The 20,221-nt window shown below is 50.9% G+C and carries 18 protein-coding genes and 1 pseudogene; 16 read left to right on the top strand and 3 right to left on the bottom strand.

The annotated features are described in order from the left end of the window. Positions 1–3: 3 nt before the first annotated feature. Both kdpA and kdpF read right to left on the bottom strand, forming a co-directional pair. Complete coding sequence (gene kdpA, locus DT73_RS12850; protein WP_072006959.1) at positions 4–1,686, bottom strand: potassium-transporting ATPase subunit KdpA; 1,683 nt, start codon at positions 1,684–1,686, stop codon at positions 4–6. Next, complete coding sequence (gene kdpF, locus DT73_RS27080) at positions 1,686–1,751, bottom strand: K(+)-transporting ATPase subunit F (protein ID WP_369792620.1); 66 nt, start codon at positions 1,749–1,751, stop codon at positions 1,686–1,688. The genes kdpA and kdpF overlap by 1 nt, the downstream gene beginning before the upstream one ends. A gap of 327 nt (positions 1,752–2,078) precedes the next feature. Between kdpF and DT73_RS12845 the strand changes: the two genes are divergently transcribed. The 12 genes and pseudogenes from DT73_RS12845 to DT73_RS12785 all read left to right on the top strand — a co-directional run. Then, on the top strand, positions 2,079–2,285 hold the full coding sequence (locus DT73_RS12845) for a YbfA family protein (RefSeq protein ID WP_036110692.1): 207 nt from the start codon (positions 2,079–2,081) through the stop codon (positions 2,283–2,285). A gap of 276 nt (positions 2,286–2,561) precedes the next feature. Next, positions 2,562–4,007, top strand: a complete 1,446-nt coding sequence (gene phrB / locus DT73_RS12840) for a deoxyribodipyrimidine photo-lyase (protein WP_036110689.1) — start codon at positions 2,562–2,564, stop codon at positions 4,005–4,007. After that, complete coding sequence (locus DT73_RS12835; protein ID WP_036109393.1) at positions 4,004–4,747, top strand: type 2 GTP cyclohydrolase I; 744 nt, start codon at positions 4,004–4,006, stop codon at positions 4,745–4,747. The genes phrB and DT73_RS12835 overlap by 4 nt, the downstream gene beginning before the upstream one ends. Positions 4,748–4,790: 43 nt before the next feature. Then, positions 4,791–5,447, top strand: a complete 657-nt coding sequence (pxpB, locus tag DT73_RS12830; protein WP_036109390.1) for a 5-oxoprolinase subunit PxpB — start codon at positions 4,791–4,793, stop codon at positions 5,445–5,447. Further along, entirely contained in the window at positions 5,441–6,376 is a 936-nt protein-coding gene (pxpC, locus tag DT73_RS12825; protein ID WP_036109387.1) for a 5-oxoprolinase subunit PxpC, read from the top strand. The genes pxpB and pxpC overlap by 7 nt, the downstream gene beginning before the upstream one ends. Positions 6,377–7,122: 746 nt before the next feature. Then, positions 7,123–7,620 carry a type VI secretion system contractile sheath small subunit gene (tssB, locus tag DT73_RS12815; RefSeq protein WP_036109381.1) on the top strand — a complete coding sequence of 166 codons (498 nt, stop codon included), beginning with the start codon at positions 7,123–7,125 and terminating at the stop codon, positions 7,618–7,620. A 33-nt stretch (positions 7,621–7,653) separates the two neighbouring features. After that, complete coding sequence (tssC, locus tag DT73_RS12810; protein WP_036109378.1) at positions 7,654–9,201, top strand: type VI secretion system contractile sheath large subunit; 1,548 nt, start codon at positions 7,654–7,656, stop codon at positions 9,199–9,201. 15 nt (positions 9,202–9,216) lie between these two features. Further along, positions 9,217–10,557, top strand: a complete 1,341-nt coding sequence (gene tssK, locus DT73_RS12805; protein ID WP_036109376.1) for a type VI secretion system baseplate subunit TssK — start codon at positions 9,217–9,219, stop codon at positions 10,555–10,557. Next, positions 10,554–11,243, top strand: coding sequence for a type VI secretion system protein TssL, short form (gene tssL, locus DT73_RS12800; protein ID WP_036109373.1), 690 nt, complete (start codon positions 10,554–10,556; stop codon positions 11,241–11,243). The genes tssK and tssL overlap by 4 nt, the downstream gene beginning before the upstream one ends. Further along, positions 11,240–12,958, top strand: coding sequence for an OmpA family protein (locus DT73_RS12795; protein ID WP_036109370.1), 1,719 nt, complete (start codon positions 11,240–11,242; stop codon positions 12,956–12,958). The genes tssL and DT73_RS12795 overlap by 4 nt, the downstream gene beginning before the upstream one ends. A gap of 3 nt (positions 12,959–12,961) precedes the next feature. Further along, a complete protein-coding gene (hcp, locus tag DT73_RS12790; protein WP_036109367.1) occupies positions 12,962–13,453 on the top strand; it encodes a type VI secretion system effector Hcp in 492 nt (163 codons plus the stop codon). A gap of 180 nt (positions 13,454–13,633) precedes the next feature. Continuing rightward, positions 13,634–14,809, top strand: a pseudogene (locus DT73_RS12785) (AAA family ATPase); the annotation flags it as partial. 213 nt (positions 14,810–15,022) lie between these two features. Here the strand turns inward: DT73_RS12785 and DT73_RS12780 are convergent. Continuing rightward, positions 15,023–16,309 (bottom strand): citrate synthase, encoded by a 1,287-nt coding sequence (locus DT73_RS12780; RefSeq protein WP_036109362.1) that lies wholly within the window; start codon positions 16,307–16,309, stop codon positions 15,023–15,025. Positions 16,310–16,947: 638 nt separating this feature from the next. On the opposite strand from DT73_RS12780, the gene sdhC reads away from it, so the two are divergent. From sdhC to DT73_RS12760, 4 genes are read left to right on the top strand one after another with little or no spacing between them, the layout of a single operon-like run. Further along, positions 16,948–17,352, top strand: coding sequence for a succinate dehydrogenase cytochrome b556 subunit (sdhC, locus tag DT73_RS12775; protein ID WP_036109355.1), 405 nt, complete (start codon positions 16,948–16,950; stop codon positions 17,350–17,352). Continuing rightward, positions 17,346–17,693, top strand: a complete 348-nt coding sequence (sdhD, locus tag DT73_RS12770) for a succinate dehydrogenase membrane anchor subunit (protein ID WP_036109349.1) — start codon at positions 17,346–17,348, stop codon at positions 17,691–17,693. The genes sdhC and sdhD overlap by 7 nt, the downstream gene beginning before the upstream one ends. Beyond that, complete coding sequence (gene sdhA / locus DT73_RS12765) at positions 17,693–19,459, top strand: succinate dehydrogenase flavoprotein subunit (RefSeq protein ID WP_036109346.1); 1,767 nt, start codon at positions 17,693–17,695, stop codon at positions 19,457–19,459. The genes sdhD and sdhA overlap by 1 nt, the downstream gene beginning before the upstream one ends. A 16-nt stretch (positions 19,460–19,475) precedes the next feature. After that, positions 19,476–20,192, top strand: a complete 717-nt coding sequence (locus DT73_RS12760; protein ID WP_036109335.1) for a succinate dehydrogenase iron-sulfur subunit — start codon at positions 19,476–19,478, stop codon at positions 20,190–20,192. Positions 20,193–20,221 lie beyond the last annotated feature (29 nt).

The raw sequence follows: 20,221 nt of genomic DNA, 5'->3' as shown, positions 1-20,221 counted from the left end.
CCGTTAATGAGACAATGGGTTTAAGCTGTCCACCACCGGCCCAAGAGCCAGTGCTGGAACGAACGTAAGGGCACCGACCAGGATGACCGTGCCGACCAGCAGACCGACAAACAGAGGTCCACAGGTGGAGAGCGTGCCGTTTTGTGCTGTTTGGGCAGGTTTACTGGCCAGAGAGCCTGCGATACCCATGACTGCGGCAATGACGGCAAAGCGGCCAATAAACATGCAAAATGCCAGCAGCAGATTCCAGAATGGCGTGCTGGCATTTAACCCCGCGAAGGCGCTGCCGTTGTTATTTGCAGCGGAAGACACGGCATACAACACCTCGCTGAAACCGTGAGCGCCAGGGTTCAGAATGGCCTCGTGTCCGTAGGGGGTAAGGGTTGCCAGTGCCGTACCCAGTAAAACCAGTGCCGGCGTCACCAGAATAGCCAGTGCTGTCCACTTCATTTCAGCAAGAGTAATACGCTTGCCTAAGTATTCTGGTGTGCGCCCAATCATTAAACCGGCAATAAAAACCGCCAGGATCACAAACAAAATCATGCCGTACAGGCCTGAGCCGACACCGCCGAAAACCACTTCACCCAACTGGATTAACCACATAGGAACCATGCCACCCAGTGCCGTAAATGAGTCGTGCATGCCATTGACAGCGCCGCAAGAGGCTGCGGTTGTAATCACGGCAAACAGGCTGGTGGCTAAAATGCCAAAGCGGCTTTCTTTGCCTTCCATATTGGCGGTGCTGTTGGCGCCAAGTGCAGCAAGGTGTGGGTTCCCCTGGGTTTCGGCCCACATAACAACAGCCGCACACAAGACAAAAATAAGCCCCATCGCCCACAACAATGTGTGGCCCTGGCGGTTATCTCGTGCGACTTCACCAAATGCAAAACACAGTGCGGCGGGCAGTAAAAAAATAGCCAGCATTTGTATGAAATTAGTCAGGACTGTGGGGTTTTCGAAGGGGTGAGCCGAGTTGGCATTAAAGAACCCGCCGCCGTTTGTACCCAGCATTTTAATCGCTTCCTGAGAAGCAACTGGCCCCCCAGGTAACAGGTGATGTTGCCCTTCAAGGGTGATAAAGGGTTGTGCCGGCGCAAAATTTTGCAGTACGCCCTGTTGGATAAAAAAGAGTGCCATCACCAGTGCTATTGGCAGTAGTACCCACAGGGTAATTCGGGTGATGTCGACCCAGGCATTTCCCAGTGTTTGCGCGTTCTGCCGTGTGAGTCCGCGGATCAGTGCGAACGCAACGGCAATACCGGTGGCGGCAGACAAAAAGTTTTGTACACCTAACCCCGCCATTTGGCTGAAATAACTCAGCGACGTTTCGCCACTGTATGCCTGCCAGTTGGTATTGGTGACAAAACTGATAGCAGTATTGAGTGCCAGGTCCCATGTCATTCCAGCGATATGCTGTGGGTTGAGTGGCAAATAGTTTTGTAATACGAGCAGAGTAAATAACAGGGCAATCCCCGTCAGATTAAATATCAGAATGGCACTTAAATATTCACGCCATCCCATCTCTTTTTGCGTTATCCCGGTAATCAACCAGATACCCTGTTCCGGGCGTTGCATCCAGTGTGGCAGAGTGCCTTCAATAAGATAACGCAGGCCGTGCCCCAGTGGGCGGGCAAGTAATATCAGCACCAGCAGATAGCTGGCGATGAGCAGAGTCCCATTACTCATCAGAATTTCTCCGCATGTAATAAGGCGTAGATCAGATAGCCGAGTAGCAGAAAGACCAGCACCATGCCGGCAACCAGGGAAAAGCCCATCACGTTCACTCCGGTTATGAGGTTATTGGGGCTTACGGTAAGCAAATGGCTGGAAAAATTTCGCAAAAAAAAACAGTGAGGGTGTAAAAAAAGTATAAAAATATACCCATAAATTAACTAATGTTTAGTATTAAATTAACGTTCGTGTAACTAAATTACGGGCATTCTCTATTTCAGGTGAAAAAATCATCATTTATGTGGTCGGATGAGTGGTAAAATTTCATCATGCCCGGTATGATTTACAGCAGAGAACATTATTTTGCTTACCAGCACATTGAGCTGGTCCAAAAGGGGGAGAACATTATGTCGCTATACCAATCCTGGCCTCTGCACCGCATTCTCCTGCGCAGGGCCGGTGTCATTATCATCGGTACGTTAGCATTACCGGTGATGTTGTTCTGGAAAGACCGGGCACGTTTCTATAGTTATCTGCACCGCGTATGGATGAAAACCAGCGACAAACCTGTGTGGCTGGCCCATGCAGAATCAGCAGCAGGTGACTTTTACTGAGTTTTATTCCACCGCGCTTCATTATTCTTTTAATATTTCCTGCCATGGCGTTTTTCTCCATGGCATTTTTATATCCATTCCCAGTGCCAAAATACCTGGCTAAACTTACAGGTAAAAGTGATAAGGAGTGGATATGCGAGAAAAAAAAGGCCCAGCCCCAGTCAGACACTTGTGGTTAAGTCATCACTTACGGCCGGTACCCGCTTTGCATTTTGAGCAACAGCGGCCTTTGCTGGCATGCCTGTTCTTTACTGTTGGGGGCAAAGTGTCTTCATGATGCCCACTCAACAAACTGTCCATTTAGTCTGGTTTCGCCAGGACTTACGTATTACCGACAATCTGGCTTTGGCTGCTGCATGCAACAAGGATGATGCTAAGGTTATCGCCCTGTTTATCGCCACCCCTGTGCAATGGCGCAGCCATAGTATGGCTGCACGCCAGGCGTGGTTTATTCGTGAGCAGGTAGTCTTGCTGCGCCGTTCCCTGGGAGAAAAAGGGATCCCTTTGTATTACCTTAGTGCGGCTGATTTTGCTGATTCGGTCAGTAAACTGGCGGCCTTCTGCGAAGCACAAAGTGTGTCGCACTTGTTTTATAACTATCAATATGAACTGAATGAAAGGCGCCGCGATGGGCAGGCTGAACAGCTTCTGTCTGGTAAGGTCACATGCCAGGGGTTTGATGACAGCGTTTTACTACCACCAGGCAGTGTGCTGACAGGCAATAACGAGATGTTTCGTGTCTTTACGCCATTCAGCAAAGCATTCTTGCGCCGCCTGCGTGAAATGCCACCGCAGTGTGTTCCTGCACCTCGGGCGCGTGGTCCGGCAATCAGTGATGACACACCTGTCGAGTTTGATTACCCACTGCAACCAGTGGATACAGCAAAATTTCCCCCTGGCGAAAAAGCGGCATTACAAAAGCTGCGTACGTTCTGCCAGCAGCAGGTTCAGGATTACCAGCAACAGCGTGATTTTCCGGCACAGGATGGAACCAGCATGCTTTCCCCCTGGCTGGCAACAGGTGCATTATCACCACGCCAGTGTTTTCAGCGATTGCTGGCGGAGCACCCGCATGCCATGGAGCTCGAAGGTGGCGCAGCTGTGTGGCTGAATGAGCTTATCTGGCGTGAGTTCTATCGCCACTTACTGGTTGCCTGGCCTGCGTTGTGCCGGCACCGGCCATTTATTGGCTGGACGGATAACGTCACCTGGTCACATGACAAAGCATTACTTGCTGCGTGGCAGCAGGGAAAAACCGGCTACCCCATTGTGGATGCCGCAATGCGGCAGTTAAACACGACTGGCTGGATGCATAACCGGTTACGGATGATTACCGCCAGCTTCCTCACCAAAGATTTGCTGATTGACTGGCGGGAGGGCGAACGCTGGTTTATGGAGCAGCTTCTGGATGGCGATTTTGCTGCCAACAACGGTGGCTGGCAGTGGGCCGCCTCCACGGGAACAGATGCAGCCCCGTATTTTCGTATTTTTAACCCTGAAACCCAAAGTACCCGTTTTGATGTTCAGGGGGCTTTCATTCGCCAGTGGCTGCCGGAACTCAGTCTGGTTCCTGCCAGTGCAATTCATAACCCGTGGAAATGGGCAGATAAGCAGGGTGTTGCTCTTGATTACCCCCGCCCGGTTGTGGACCATAAAACGGCACGTTTACATACGCTGGCTGCCTGGGAAGCCGCAAGAGAAAAAATGAAGGATGAACAATGAATAATATTGAACTGGAACAAGTAATTAATCAGAAGTTGAATGCCGCAACTTTTAATGACTATGCCCCTAATGGATTACAGGTTGAAGGCCAGCCAGAAGTGCAAAAGATTGTCACAGGGGTTACCGCAAGCCAGGCGCTACTCGACGAAGCAGTAAGGCTGGGAGCTGACGCGGTGATTGTTCATCATGGTTATTTCTGGAAAGGTGAATCGCCCGTTATTCGCGGTATGAAGCAGAAACGATTGAAAACCTTGCTGGTTAATGACATTAATCTTTATGGCTGGCATTTACCCCTTGATGCTCATGAAGCGCTGGGAAATAACAGCCAGTTAGCTCAATTGCTGGGGATTACTGTAAAAGGTGTGATTGAACCGCTGGTGCCCTGGGGGGAAGTCGCAATCCCGGTTTCCGGGGCGGAGTACGCATCCTGGCTGGAAGCACGCTTAGGCCGCAAACCGCTTTGGTGTGGTGACAATGGCCCGGAAAAAATTACGCGTGTCGCCTGGTGTACAGGTGGTGGGCAAGGCTTCATTGATAGTGCTGCCCAGTTTGGTGTGGATGCATTTATTACAGGTGAAGTGTCTGAACAGACGATTCACTCGGCCCGCGAACAGGGTATCCATTTCTTTGCCGCAGGGCACCATGCAACTGAACGTTATGGGATAAAAGCGTTGGGTGAATGGTTAGCTGCGCAGTATGGGCTGGATGTGATGTTTGTGGATATAGACAACCCGGCATGAGTTCTCTCTGATACATGGGTCAGCAGTACCACAGGAGGCGGGAGTGCAGCGAGCGCGGTGTTATTTACTGGGTGAGAATTGCGTAGTTTTATCTCTGGAGCCACCAGTAAGCCTGGAAAGCCAGCAACGGATATGGGGACTGATGCAGCGCCTGCAAGGAATGCCAGAGGTTCTGGAAGCGATAGCAGGTATGAACAATATCACGGTGATTCTGCGTGTTGCCAACAGCAATGCGCTGGATGCTATTGAACGGTTACAACGCTGGTGGGAAGAGAGTGAAGCCTGGACTCCTGAATCCAGGCGCGTGGATTTCCCGGTCGTGTATGGTGGGCAACAGGGGCCAGATCTCGGCGAAGTCGCCCGCCATTGTGGCATGACTCCCTCACAAGTAGTGGAGCGCCATAGTAGCGTGGAATATGTGGTGTATTTTATGGGGTTTCAGCCGGGGTTTGCTTACCTGGGTGAACTGCCTCATGAACTGGCAATCCCGAGAAGAGCTGAGCCCCGGCTGAATGTGCCTGCAGGCACAGTAGGAATCGGTGGTGAACATACTGGGATTTACCCTCTTGAAACCCCTGGCGGCTGGAACCTGATTGGCCGAACGTCTCTGGTACTCTTTGACCCGCATCGCGAGCCACCTGCGTTACTGATGCCGGGTGACCGCGTGCGTTTTATTCCGCAAAAGGAGGGTGTATGTTGAAAATACACCATGCCGGGATACATACCTCTGTTCAGGATGGCGGCCGCTCTGGCTTCCGGCAACTGGGCGTGAGCCTGTGCGGTGCACTGGATCTTCCTGCATTACGTACAGCTAACTTACTGGTTGGCAATGATCAATACGCTGCTGGCCTGGAGGTGACTCTGGGCAATTTTGTGGCTGAGTTTACCGCCCCTGGCTGGATAGCGCTGACCGGAGCCGGGTGTGAAGCAACGCTTGCGGGAAAACCAATGTGGACGGGGTGGTGTTTTCCAGTAAAGCCTGGTGAGCAGCTTCAGTTACGCCAGCCCAGGAGAGGTATGCGCAGTTATCTTGCCGTCAGTGGCGGCATTGCTGTTCCTGATGTTATGGGTTCCCGTAGTACCGACCTTAAAGGCGGTTTTGGTGGGCTTGACGGGCGGCTGGTTCGTGATGGAGACAACTTACTGGCAGGTGAGCCAGAACGCGTCGTGACGCGTTCCCGTGGCGTTAAACAACTGCTGTGGAATAATCGGGTACGGGCATTGCCTGGCCCTGAATATACGGATTTTACCCTGGCGGCCAGGCAGGATTTTTGGCGTAATGGCTGGCAACTCTCGGCACAAAGTAACCGCATGGGGTACCGGCTGGTGGGAAACAGCCTGGAGCGTGAATCTGACCAGGAATTGCTCTCTCACGGGTTGATTCCAGGAGTGGTGCAGGTGCCACCAAATGGGCAGCCAATTGTGCTGATGGCTGACGCCCAAACCACAGGGGGTTACCCGCGTATCGCCTGTGTGATTGAAGCAGACAGGTATCACCTGGCGCAGTTACGCCTTGGCGAACCCCTGCATTTTATGCAGTGTACTCATGAAGAAGCCCACCGTGCCTGGGTTGAGCAAGAGCGCTACTTTGAGCAACTGGCAAGGTATCTGGAACAAGAGACTCTCTAACTCATACAGATAGAGTTACATGGCCGCCTGAGCTTATTGCCGGGCGGCTTTTTTATTCCTGAAGGCGGCTGTTGTACTGGATGTGTGGGGGTGGCGTATGGGTATTTCTTTTGGAAAGTCGGTTTTTAATATTTCTGAATGGTGGTGAATGTTTCCTGAAAAATAAACCCTGTGGCTATTAGACGTTGTTTCTTTTTTTTATTTTTACGTTCTTATTTATTCTTTGAGTGTGATTCTTATATTGTTCGGGCGTTTTATACCCCGATACTGGCCATTGTTATTTTTTAATCGGTAGTGCAGGTAAGTGAAGTGTTTTTATTTATACAAAGGTTTTGTCTATTGGTACTTGTGTTTACCCCATTACTGCTTTTATTTAATTCGTCTGCTTTTACTGATGAATGGTGGTTTTTATTCGTTTTTATCTCAGCTATCACTCTGAATTTTCTACCTGTTACGCTCTGTGTTGTGGTTTTTGAAATTGGAAATGCGTTTATTTTTAGAATTTATTTCTTGTTATTTGTATTTTATTAGTGTTATATCCTATTTTTGTGATTTTTAAATTAACTTTTGTCTACTGCCACATCTGGATCTGTGTTCTCTTATATACGCATAAAACAACAATGCACCATATTTATATTTAACCTCGTAAAATTAACGTATTTAAATATTTTCACCTGTCTATTATTGTATGTCAGGGCAAAAGCCCGGCTTGCGCCAATAAAACATTCACTAATGAGAGAGGGGATATGAGCGATAGCTTCCAAAGGGAAATACCGAAGGCACGCATTAACTTGAAACTGGATCTGCACACCGGAGGAGCACAGAAGAAAACAGAATTACCTTTAAAATTATTAGTTGCTGGTGATTTTAGTAATGGCAAGGAGACGCTGGCATTATCTGAGCGGAATAAAGTTAATATTAATAAAAATAACTTTAATAGCGTGCTCGCTGACTATTCACCCTCTGTGAGTATGGCCGTCGAGAATACGCTGGCGGGTGATGGCAGCGAAGAAAATGTCAGCCTGACCTTCCGTGACATGAATGATTTTTCTCCCGAACAGGTTGCCCGGCAAATCCCTCAGCTCAAAGCAATGCTGGCTATGCGGAACCTGCTCCGTGACCTGAAAGCCAACCTGCTGGATAACCAGTCTTTTCGTAAGGAGCTGGAAAAAATCCTGCTTGACCCTTCCCTGAGCGCTGAACTGCGTAACGAGTTATCTGCGCTGGCGCCAAAACAGGCATAACACCAGTAACAATTTTAACGGACTAAATAAGGAATGCTGATGGCTGTAAATACTGAAAGCGCAACCACTGGGGATAGTGTGGTGCTGGAACGCCCTGAAACAGGCAGTGTGTATACCTCGTTGTTTGAGAAAATTAATCTTAACCCGGTTTCAGAACTGAGCGCGCTGGATATCTGGCAGGATGCGCAGGTGATGTCTGACGCTACGGCCGATGAACGCCTGACTGCGGGCATGCAGGTTTTCCTTGAGTGCCTGAGTAAAGCCGGGGCCCGTGTGGAAAAACTGGATAAACACCTGATCGATCACCATATAGCGGAGCTGGACTGGCAAATCAGCCGCCAACTGGATGCCGTGATGCACCACGAAAACTTCCAGTCAGTCGAATCCTTGTGGCGTGGCGTTAAATCTCTGGTGGATAAAACAGACTTCCGCCAGAACGTCAAAATTGAACTCCTGGATTTATCCAAAGATGACCTGCGCCAGGATTTTGAAGATGCGCCAGAAATTATTCAGAGTGGCCTGTATTTGCAGACTTATGTTGCTGAATACGATACACCGGGTGGTGAGCCGATAGCGGCATTCATTTCTGCGTATGAATTTGATGCATCCGCTCAGGACGTTGCACTGCTGCGCAATATTTCAAAAGTGTCTGCGGCAGCGCATATGCCTTTCATTGGCTCGGCAGGCCCGGCATTTTTCCTGAAAGACTCAATGGAAGAAGTCGCGGCCATTAAAGATATTGGCAACTATTTTGACCGTGCGGAATACATCAAATGGAAATCTTTCCGTGAAACGGACGATTCCCGTTACCTTGGCCTGGTGATGCCACGAGTACTTGGCCGCCTGCCTTATGGCCCGGACACAGTACCAGTACGTAGCTTTAACTATGTTGAAGAAGTGAAAGGGCCGGATCACGATAAGTATTTGTGGACCAATGCGTCATTTGCCTTTGCTGCCAATATGGTGCGCAGCTTTATCAATAATGGCTGGTGTGTACAAATCCGTGGTCCACAGGCGGGTGGGGCAGTCCAGGATCTGCCAATCCATTTGTATGATCTGGGGACGGGCAACCAGGTGAAGATCCCTTCTGAGGTGATGATCCCTGAAACCCGCGAGTTCGAATTTGCCAACCTCGGTTTTATTCCACTTTCGTATTACAAAAACCGCGATTACGCGTGTTTCTTTTCGGCAAACTCCACCCAAAAACCTGCGCTGTATGACACGGCTGATGCAACAGCGAATAGCCGTATTAATGCGCGGTTGCCCTACATTTTCTTGCTGTCGCGCATCGCGCATTACCTGAAGCTGATTCAGCGTGAAAACATCGGTACCACGAAAGATCGCCGTTTACTGGAACTGGAACTGAATACCTGGGTGAGTGGGCTGGTAACAGAAATGACTGATCCGGGCGATGAGTTGCAGGCTTCTCATCCACTGCGTGATGCGAAAGTGGTTGTCGAAGATATCAGTGATAACCCGGGGTTCTTCAGTGTGAAACTGTATGCGGTGCCCCAATTCCAGGTCGAAGGCATGGATGTCAACCTGTCGCTGGTTTCCCGGATGCCAAAGGCGAAATCTTAACAAGGCAGGAAGCCGATGAAAACGGAACAACCGTTATGGGGGCGAGGAATTATGCTCTCTCCCCAGCATTTCCAACAACAGGCTGCGTATGCAGCCTGGTCTGCCGAATGTATTGCCAGAATGGGGCTCAACCACCCGTGGGGGGTGGTTGAGGTTTCGTTTGAAGCCGATGCACTGAAACTGGGCCATCTCCAGGCTCGCCACTTACATGTCCGTTTCCAGGACGGCACATTGATAGATACCAACAACGCGGATGCATTGCCACCCACGTTACCTCTGGATGGCGAACCTCATGAAACGACAGTGCTTCTCGCATTACCACGGATGCGTGCCAATGGTGGCAATTGCCTCAAACCAGAAGAAGTCGCCGCTCGCCCAATACGCTTTCGCCAGGCCTGGAGTGATGTACGTAATCACTATGGGGACGATGACCGTCAGATTGCCATACTCCAGCCAGAGCTGAGCCTGCGCTTTGCTCACCAGGAAAATGGCGATTTCCTTACCTGCCCTGTGGCCCGCCTGATTCAGGATTCACAGGGAGTATGGCGAGTGGACGAGACTTTCCTTCCGCCGTTACTCAGTGTGCACAGCAGCCCATGGCTGGTGGTTCACCTGGAACAACTGATGACCCAATTACGTGCGCGGCTTGCCCGGCTGATGGCCATGCGGCGTGAAAGCAATGAGCGTATGGCAGATTTTGCTGTCGCAGATGTGTCTTTGTTCTGGTTACTTAATGCACTTAACAGTGCGGAACCGGTACTCGGGCAATTCCAGTACCACCCACAGTCACCCGTGGAACGCCTGTATCCTGAGCTTGCCCGGCTTGCCGGTAGTTTGCTGACATTTTCTCTGGAGCACCAGGTTACTGCCATTCCTCACTACCGCCATGACGCACTGAACGACGTCTTCCCACCATTATTTAATTTGGTGAGTGATCTATTAGAGGCCAGCCTGCCATCACGGGTCGTGTCTATTGAACTGACGTGTGACACACGCCTGCGCCTGTGGTCGGCGCGGCTGCACGACCCCCGGTTGCGCGACGGGGCCGACTACTACCTTTCGGTACGCTCGCCTATACCTGCAGCGCGGTTGCAGGAGCAATTTCCTCTGCAATGCCGCGTTGGTAGCCCGGACTTTGTCACCAGCCTGGTGAATGCGTCTCGTCAGGGTATTCCACTCAAGCCGTTGCACCATGTCCCGGCGGCTATCCCCTTGCGCCTGGAAAACCAGTACTTCTCCCTTGATTTGTCTCATCCGGCAGCAAAAGAAATTCTGGAAAGCGGCAGTTGCATGTTCTACACCCCGGGCATGCTGGGCGAACCTGAACTTGAACTTTACGCGGTACTGAGAACATGAGTGAACAAATATTCGAAGTTACCAAACCTGTTGATATAGATGCACTTTTGCATAGTACCTGGCTGCAGGTTATCAGCTTACGCCACAGCCCTGAATTTAAGTCCGGCGAAGGGGCGATATTGTGGGAGCGCTGTGTCGAGAATATTGCCGGGGCGCAACAGGCGCTGAAAGCAACACAACTGGATGAACTGAGCTGCCAGCACATTCTCACTGCACAATGCGCGTTACTGGATGAAACGGTTAAAAGCCGTGGTGTTCAGGATGATGCCTGCGTGCAGTGGTACAGCATTCCTCTTGAAGGGCATTTTTTGGGCACGATGAATGCGGGGGATACCCTTTGCGACCGCATGCGCGCAGTGTTGCGTGAGCCTGCGCCGGACCCGGTGGTTTTGGTCTGCTTCCACCGGGTTTTGATGTTAGGTTTTTTGGGCAGTTATCGTTCACTGGATGACCCGGAGCGTAACAAACTGGTCAATGCGCTTAATGACAGAGTTGGCGGTATCACCTGCTCAACCGCGCAACCCGTTTTGGACGAAAGGTTCAATGACGTGGGGGTAATGCGTTGTTTTTCCTCATGGCCTGCTCGCATCGGCCTGGCTGTTTTCATGCTGGTTGTGTTGTGGCTGGGGCTGGACCTGTGGCTGGACCTGGTTCTGGCAACCCGGCTGCCTGAGGTGGCTCAATGACACCCACACAACAGCGACTGCTGGTGTTATGGGCCGCACTATTAATCAGTGTGCTCTGCCTCGGGTTACTGCCTGTCTCGCGTTTTACTGCTGTATTGGCGGTGGTTGTTATTTGGGGAAGTGCCGCGGTATGGGTGGGGGTGCTAAGCCGCCGGGAAAACACAGGCGCTTTTGCCTGGTTTTCTGACTTGCCCGGCGTGGCATACCGCCAGCCTGTCGTGTTGGTTTGTGGTGATTTGCCAGGCAACTGGCCAGATACATCACCCGTTCTCACTGTGAGCCAGGGCTGTTGGATAAGAGTCGACAACCCTCATGACCTGGCAGTAGTTACCCGCGAACTGTTGTCTCAACGCCCCGGCTGGGGCCGGCAGCTTTCGGTAATGGTCTGCGTTTGCCCACAACAGCATGGGGACCAGGAAACGCTCACCAGCCGGTTGCTCGCCTTGCGTTGGCAAATAAGCCAGTTACACCGTATTACCGGGCAGGCGGTGCCGTTATTGCTCAGTAGCCTGGTGGGCAGTGCAATGGTGAAGGATATGCACTGGCAATCTGCAACACCGGAGGGGCTTATCCGTGTATGGAATAGTCCATCTGTACCGGAAACAGTGACCGACTGGCTCAGGCTTAATACGCAGGAACCCGCGTCGGTTGAGCCCACGGTGTTGATGAGCAGCCTGGCAAACTGGTTCAGCCACTATGTCCAGGCCGTGTTTATAGATACAAAACCAGATATGCCGCCCATTAAACCCACAGCAGTGGCTTGGGGAATAAGCCCGGTTCTGGCGGGAAGTTTATCCCATTCAGTCTGGAGGGAATGGTTACACCGGCATACCGCATTAAATAGCGTCGCTGGTTGGCATCCTGTCGCGGCTGACAACACAGTTATGCCACTGTTGCCCGATTTTATTTTACCGCTGTTGCCTGAGGGGGAAGGCGTAACGCCTGCACAGCGTATGTTGCGCAACGGTTTTGTGCTGTTCACGTTGAGCATCGGCGTGGCTTTAGCCAGCAGTGCCTGGAACAACCAGCAATTACTGCAACGCATCAGTTTCGATTTACAGCATTACCACCATATTGGCCCGGCAGATAGCGGGCAGAAGGCGCAAGCGGTCAATGTGCTGCGCCTGCACGCAACCCAACTGAATAGTTGGGCCCGTAACGGTAGCCCACTGCACCTGAGCCTGGGGTTGTACCGGGGGGAGCATTTGCGTGCTCCGGTTATGGCCGCTATCCAGTCTTATGTTGCACCGGTGCAACCTGTTGTTTCCACAACGCCGGAAACACGCCAACCCAATATTATTCACCTCGATAGCATGTCCTTGTTTGATGCCGGGAAATCTGAACTGAAACCAGGCTCCACAAAAGTTCTGGTGAATGCGCTGGTGGGGGTTAAAGCCCGTCCGGGGTGGCTGATTCGCATAACCGGGCACACCGATAACACCGGGAGCACGCCACTCAACCAGGCATTGTCACTGAAACGGGCTGAGTCGGTTCGTGACTGGATGCGCGATACCGGCGAAATACCGGAAAACTGTTTTGCGGTTCTGGGGCATGGTGCAAGCCGCCCTGTCGCAACTAACGATACAGCGGAAGGCCGTGCGCTTAACCGCCGTGTCGAAATCAACCTGGTTCCACAGGCGAATGCCTGTCTGGTAGCAGGTTTATCCTCTGCGCCATCACAGGATGGTGGCGTATCACGAAACGAAATGGAGTAACAAATGGCAATTCCTGTTTATCTTTGGCTGAAAGACGATGGCGGTGCTGATATCAAAGGTTCGGTAGATGTTCAGGACCGCGAGGGTAGCATTGAAGTGGTGGCGCAGGAGCACAACCTGTATATCCCGACCGATAACAACACCGGGAAGCTGACTGGCACCCGTATCCACACGCCTTTTTTGTTCACCAAAGAAATTGATTCCGCCAGCCCGTATTTATACAAAGCGGTGACCACTGGCCAGACGCTGCAGTCAGCTGAATTCAAGTGGTACAAAATCAACGATGCGGGCCAGGAAGTGGAGTACTTCAACACCAAACTTGAGAACGTGAAAGTGGTGAAGGTAAACCCGGTCATGCATGACATCAAAGACCCATCTTTCGAGAAACACAACCACCTGGAACGCATTGAACTGCGTTACGAAAAGATCACCTGGACTTACAAAGACGGCAACATCATTCATTCCGACTCATGGAATGAGCGCGCCACAGCATAAGTTACCTGGGCGGGCAGTTTCGGCTGCCCGCTTTTCTTTTCGCTGAGCGTCCGTTAAGCGGGTGTTCAGCAAAAAATACCAAAAACCCCAAACCAGACCTGATGCGCTTAGGTTCCTGATAGCAAGGAAAAGCGATGGGCGGTAGCGTGCCTGAAGGTCTCTGACAGCGAGTGAAAGAATATGGAAAATTCAGCGAACCTGTTACGTCGTCTTAACCCTTACTGTGCTCGTGCACTGGAAAGTGCCGCCTCTCTGTGCCAAACCCGGGCTCACGCAAAAATTCATCCTGAACACTGGCTATTAAAGCTATTTGAACAAGGCGAGGGGGATCTGACGGTACTGGGGCGCCGTTACGAGTGGGATATGGACGCGCTGTGGCAGGACTTAATGAACTGGCTGGATGCGTTACCCCGTAAGGTCCATATCCGGCCAGGGTTATCAGATGAGCTTCTGGCGTTGTTGCAGGAAGCCTGGTTGCGAGCCTCACTGGCTGGGGAAGAGCAAATTCGCAGCGTTCACTTGCTGATGGCTCTGGTTAGCAAACCTCGTCTGGTGTCATGTGATGGTTTGTGGCCGTTGATGACCTTGAGACAAATTCAGTTAGACCGCCTGCGTTCACTCCTGGACACACAATCTGACGAACGGCTTGATGCCCAGCAGAATGACGAACTGTCCCATTCACTGCTTGATAATGTCACCCTGGTGGGCCGTTCGGAAAGCCAGCAAGACAATACGGCAACACTGAGCAACACATTACAAAATACACTGGAAAAATTTACCGTTGATGTGACTGCCAAAGCCCGCAAAGGGGATATCGACCCGGTATTTGGGCGCGATACTGAAATTCGCCAAATGATAGATATTCTTTCGAGGCGGCGTAAAAACAACCCTATCCTGGTCGGTGAGCCTGGTGTCGGGAAAACAGCGTTAGTTGAAGGGTTGGCCCTGCGCATTGCACAGGGGAATGTCCCTGAATCCCTTAAGCCTGTCACCCTGCGCACTCTGGATCTTGGCCTGTTACAGGCCGGTGCCGGGGTGAAAGGGGAATTTGAACAACGGCTGAAAAATATTATTGATGCGGTACAACAATCATCAGAACCCGTACTGCTGTTTATCGATGAAGCTCACACAATTATTGGCGCAGGGAACCAGGCTGGTGGTGCAGATGCCGCTAATCTGCTTAAGCCTGCTCTGGCAAGAGGAGAGTTGCGTACTATCGCTGCTACGACCTGGAGCGAATATAAATGCTATTTCGAACGTGACGCTGCGCTGGAGCGCCGTTTCCAAATGGTGAAAGTTGATGAGCCTGATGATGACACCGCCTGCCTGATGCTCAGGGGCCTTAAGTCCCGTCACCCAGCATGGTGCTTTGCAGTTACAGACCGAACTGCATATCAGGCAACTGCTTTACCGCTATAGCCTGATAAACATGCACCTGGGAAGCCCGGTTACCGGAACAAGTGGGAAACAATAACGGAGTGAGGTTGTAGTGACAGGCAATAACCTTAACAACCGGTTATACAAAAAACAAAGCCCCTGTACCGGGGCTTTGTTTTTGTTGCCAACAACTTAGTGGGATGACAAATCTGACGTAAAATCACGCTTGGTGTAGCCGGTATACAGCTGGCGCGGACGGGCAATTTTTAACCCTTCTGCGTGCATTTCACTCCAGTGAGCAATCCAGCCAACGGTACGTGCCATTGCGAAAATTACCGTAAACATTGAAGACGGAATCCCCATTGCTTTGAGGATAATGCCCGAATAGAAGTCAACGTTCGGGTACAGCTTACGTTCAATGAAGTACGGGTCGTTCAACGCGATGTGTTCCAGTTCCATTGCCACTTCCAGCAGGTCATCTTTCATACCCAGCTCTTTAAGCACTTCATGGCAGGTTTCACGCATTACAGTGGCGCGCGGATCGTAGTTTTTATAAACACGATGCCCAAAGCCCATCAGGCGGAAAGAGTCATTCTTATCTTTCGCACGGCGCACAAATTCCGGAATGTGTTCTTTCGCGCTAATTTCTTCAAGCATCTTCAGGCAGGCTTCGTTCGCACCACCGTGAGCAGGCCCCCAAAGTGAGGCGATACCCGCTGCAATACAGGCGAAGGGGTTGGCACCAGAAGAGCCTGCAGTACGTACGGTTGACGTCGAGGCGTTCTGCTCATGGTCCGCATGCAGAATCAGAATACGGTCCATTGCGCGTTCCAGCACCGGGTTAACTTCATAAGTTTCACACGGTGTTGCGAACATCATATGCAGGAAGTTACCGGCATAGGAGAGGTCATTTCGTGGGTAAACGAAAGGCTGCCCAATGGAGTACTTGTAACACATCGCCGCCACGGTTGGCATTTTGGACAACAGGCGGAACGCAGCGATTTCACGGTGACGAGGAATATTCACATCCAGTGAGTCATGGTAAAACGCAGCCAGCGCACCTGTTACCCCGCACATGACGGCCATCGGGTGGGAGTCACGGCGGAAACCATGGAACAGGCGAGTAATCTGCTCATGGATCATGGTATGACGCGTTACAATCGTTTTGAACTCATCATATTGTTCCTGGGTGGGTTTTTCACCATACAGCAGGATATAACAGACTTCGAGATAGTTGGAGTTAGTTGCCAACTGGTCGATGGGGAAACCGCGGTGGAGCAAAATACCTTCATCACCATCAATAAAGGTTATTTTAGATTCACAGGATGCGGTTGAGGTGAATCCAGGGTCAAAAGTAAAAACCCCTTTTGAACCAAGGCTACGGATATCGATAACATCCTGGCCCAGGGTGCCTTGTAGCACGTCCAGCTCAGCGACAGAGCCCCCTTCGAGGGTTAGGTTTGCTTTTTTATCAGCCATTTACGGTCTCCTTAGCGCCTTATTGCGTAAGACTGCGGCTTTACCAGTTTGCTTTCATGGCCAGGTTGAAGTTTACCAGTTTGTTATATCAGCTCTCGTCTCTGTTTTTAGAGGATATGACCAGGGTACAGAGCGATGGGCGCTTGCAGGTAACCATTCAGACCGTGGTGAAACAACAGCAAATCAGGGTGTTAGCAGTCAGTATCATAAAATCTTTATATCACTAATAACTGTCCTGACTACTGCGGTCAATACCGACACACTGTTACATAACTTATTCTCAGGTGAAAGAGTGACCCTATAACTTTTGCGAATTATACGGCGTTTTCGGTGATGGATGTAACAATAATGTTTAATTTTTGTCAAATCAGATAATTAAAAATTAAAAAATTGTTGTTATCGTGATCGTGTTCACTGTTCCAGCCAAAAACACACAAACTATTTGTAGGTTAATTGTAATGATATTGTGAACATCCTATACTGCCGCCAGGTCTCCGGAACATACTGCTCCCGCGAGCCACCCAGCGTAGTACTCGTCATTTTAACACCTGGAAGCAGTTGTTTTACATGACGCAGAGTTATAGAAAACCACGCTGTCTGACCGCCTGCAGACCGGAGGAAGGAATAATAAAAACAGCATGTGGGCGCTATTCATAATGAAAAATGTGAAAAAACAAAGACCTGTTAATCTGGATCTTGCTACGATCCGATTTCCCGTCACCGCAATTGCTTCCATCCTCCACCGCGTTTCCGGCGTGATCACCTTCGTGGCGGTCGGCATTCTGCTCTGGTTGCTGGGGCTATCCCTTTCCTCACCCGAAGGCTTCCTGGTTGCTTCATCAATTATGGACAGCTTTATCGTTAAATTCATCCTGTGGGGCATTCTTACCGCACTGGCTTACCATGTTGTCGGTGGAATCCGTCATATGCTGATGGACTTTGGTTATCTGGAAGAAACCTTAGAGGCAGGGAAGCGTACTGCCAACATTGGTTTCGGTATTACTGTCGTGCTTTCTATTCTTGCAGGAGTTCTCGTATGGTAAGCAACGCCTCTGCGCTTGGTCGTAATGGTGTGCACGACTATATTCTGGTGCGTGCTACTGCGATTATCATCGCGCTGTATATCGTTTATATGGTTGGCTTCTTTGCAACCAGCGGTGAACTGACCTGGCAAATCTGGACGGGTTTCTTCGCCTCCGCTTTCACAAAAGTATTCACCTTGCTGGCGCTGTTTTCTGTGCTGGTTCATGCCTGGATTGGCATGTGGCAGGTGTTAACCGACTACGTTAAACCACTGGCTATACGCCTTGTCCTGCAACTTGCCATTGTTGCAGCGCTGCTGGTTTACGTCATTTATGGGTTCGTTGTGGTGTGGGGTGTGTAATGAAATTGCCAGTCAGAGAGTTTGATGCAGTGGTTATCGGTGCAGGTGGCGCAGGTATGCGTGCCGCACTGCAAATTTCCCAGTCAGGGCAAACTTGTGCTCTGCTGTCCAAAGTATTTCCTACTCGCTCCCACACGGTATCTGCGCAAGGGGGCATTACTGTCGCATTAGGCAATTCCCATGAAGATAACTGGGAATGGCATATGTACGATACCGTGAAAGGTTCTGATTACATTGGTGATCAGGACGCAATTGAATATATGTGTAAAACCGGCCCGGAAGCGATTCTTGAGCTGGAACATATGGGGCTGCCATTCTCACGTCTGGATGACGGGCGTATTTATCAGCGCCCGTTTGGCGGGCAGTCGAAGAATTTTGGCGGTGAGCAGGCTGCGCGTACTGCGGCGGCGGCAGACCGTACCGGGCATGCTTTGCTGCATACGCTGTATCAACAAAATTTGAAAAACCACACCACCATTTTTTCCGAGTGGTATGCACTGGATCTGGTAAAAAACCAGGACGGCTCAGTGGTGGGTTGTACTGCACTGTGCATCGAAACCGGTGAAGTCGTGTATTTTAAAGCCCGCGCTACAGTGCTGGCGACCGGCGGTGCAGGGCGCATTTACCAGTCAACCACCAATGCGCACATTAATACTGGCGATGGCGTTGGCATGGCAATGCGTGCGGGTGTGCCTGTTCAGGATATGGAAATGTGGCAGTTCCACCCAACGGGTATTGCCGGGGCTGGTGTTCTGGTCACGGAAGGCTGCCGTGGTGAAGGCGGTTATTTGCTGAATAAACATGGCGAACGCTTCATGGAGCGTTATGCGCCAAATGCCAAAGACCTTGCCGGTCGTGATGTCGTTGCCCGCTCAATCATGATTGAAATCCGTGAAGGCCGCGGTTGCGATGGCCCATGGGGCCCCCATGCCAAACTGAAGCTTGATCACCTGGGTAAAGATGTTCTGGAATCCCGCCTGCCAGGTATTCTTGAACTGTCACGCACCTTTGCACACGTCGACCCGGTAAAAGAACCTATTCCTGTTATTCCTACCTGCCACTACATGATGGGTGGGATCCCCACCAAAGTAACAGGCCAGGCGCTGACCGTGAACGAAAAAGGCGAGGATGTTGTGATTCCGGGCCTGTTTGCTGTTGGTGAGATTGCCTGTGTGTCTGTTCATGGTGCCAACCGTCTGGGTGGTAACTCGTTGCTGGACCTGGTGGTATTTGGGCGTGCGGCAGGTATGCATCTGCAAGAGTCCATTAATGAACAGGGTGCGCTGCGTGATGCAAGTGAATCTGATGTGGAAGCCTCCCTTGAGCGCATGAACCGCTGGAACAATAACCGCACAGGTGAAGACCCGGTGGTTATCCGCAAAGCATTGCAGGAATGCATGCAGCACAATTTCTCCGTATTCCGCGAAGGCGATGCAATGGCCAAAGGCCTTGAAGACCTCAAAGGAATTCGCGAGCGCCTGCAAAACGCGCGTCTTGATGATACGTCGAGTGAGTTTAATACCCAGCGAGTGGAATGCCTTGAACTGGATAACCTCATGGAAACGGCGTATGCCACCGCGATGTCGGCAAACTTCCGTACTGAAAGCCGTGGCGCGCACAGCCGCTTCGACTTCCCTGAACGTGATGATGAGAACTGGTTGTGCCACTCCTTGTACTTGCCAGAAAGTGAATCCATGGTACGCCGTAAGGTGAATATGGAGCCTAAATTGCGCCCGGCGTTCCCGCCGAAGGTACGTACTTACTGATTGCGGAGACAAGGTGATGAAACTCGAATTTTCAGTTTATCGTTATAACCCGGATGTAGACGATGCTCCGCGTATGCAGGATTACACGCTGGAAGCTGACGAAGGGCGAGACATGATGCTGCTGGATGCGTTAATCCAGTTGAAAGAAAAAGATCCGACACTTGCTTTTCGTCGTTCCTGCCGTGAAGGGGTGTGTGGCTCTGATGGCATGAATATGAATGGCAAAAATGGCCTGGCCTGTATCACGCCTGTTTCAGCCCTGCGTAACGGTAATCAAAAAATTGTGATTCGCCCATTACCAGGACTTCCTGTTGTGCGTGATCTGGTTGTGGACATGGGGCAGTTCTATACTCAATATGAGAAGATTAAGCCTTACCTGTTGAATAACGGGCGAAATCCACCGGCCAGAGAACATTTGCAGTTCCCGGAACAACGGGAAAAACTCGATGGGCTGTACGAATGTATTTTATGTGCGTGCTGTTCAACATCTTGCCCGTCCTTCTGGTGGAACCCGGATAAATTTATTGGACCGGCTGGTTTGTTAGCGGCTTACCGTTTCCTGATAGACAGCCGTGATACAGAAACCGACGAACGCCTTGAAGGGTTGAGTGATGCTTTCAGTGTGTTCCGCTGCCACAGTATTATGAACTGTGTCAGTGTTTGCCCAAAAGGTTTGAACCCAACTCGCGCAATTGGCCATATTAAGTCGATGTTGTTGAAACGTAGTGCATAATATGAAGGGCCGGGAAGTCATTTCCCGGC

Source organism: Mangrovibacter sp. MFB070 (assembly GCF_000705335.1).
In the GTDB taxonomy this organism is placed as follows: Bacteria; Pseudomonadota; Gammaproteobacteria; order Enterobacterales; family Enterobacteriaceae; genus Mangrovibacter; species Mangrovibacter plantisponsor.
Note: the sequence above shows the minus strand (reverse complement) of the source record. Positions and strands in the feature narration are given on the sequence as shown.